The 401-nt window shown below is 50.6% G+C and carries 1 protein-coding gene; it reads right to left on the bottom strand.

What is annotated here, in order from left to right; genetic code table 11:
* Positions 1-401: SwmB domain-containing protein (locus M2R48_RS21185; RefSeq protein ID WP_315972865.1), on the bottom strand; the 401-nt coding region annotated here is incomplete at both ends.

The raw sequence follows: 401 nt of genomic DNA, 5'->3' as shown, positions 1-401 counted from the left end.
ATGTCTTGAATCGCATTTGGATCATTGGCTGCCGATGGATCGGTATAACCCACTTGCACCGCTTGACCTGCTGTGACTGGTGTACCCAAAGTCAACACTACGGTAGAGCCATTCACTGTAACACCGGTTACAGGTACAACTGGACCAACTGCGGTGACCACACCACTATCTCCTGGCGGTACGTTAGGGCTGTCTAGGGCTTCACTATAGGTCACGGTGAGCGATGTGCCGGCTGTATCTAATGCTGCACTGACAAAGGTCGGTGCTGTGGTATCGCCTCCAGGAATAATCGAACCAGTTTCTAACGCTGTCGGTGGAAGTGTTGCATAATAATTGCAGGCATTGTCTTGAATCGCATTTGGATCATTGGCTGCCGATGGATCGGTATAACCCACTTGCAC

The organism is Acinetobacter sp. I-MWF (genome assembly GCF_025433935.1).
Classification (GTDB): domain Bacteria; phylum Pseudomonadota; class Gammaproteobacteria; order Pseudomonadales; family Moraxellaceae; genus Acinetobacter; species Acinetobacter guillouiae.
The sequence above is the reverse complement of the archived record's forward strand: the minus strand, read 5'-3'. Positions and strand labels throughout refer to the sequence as shown.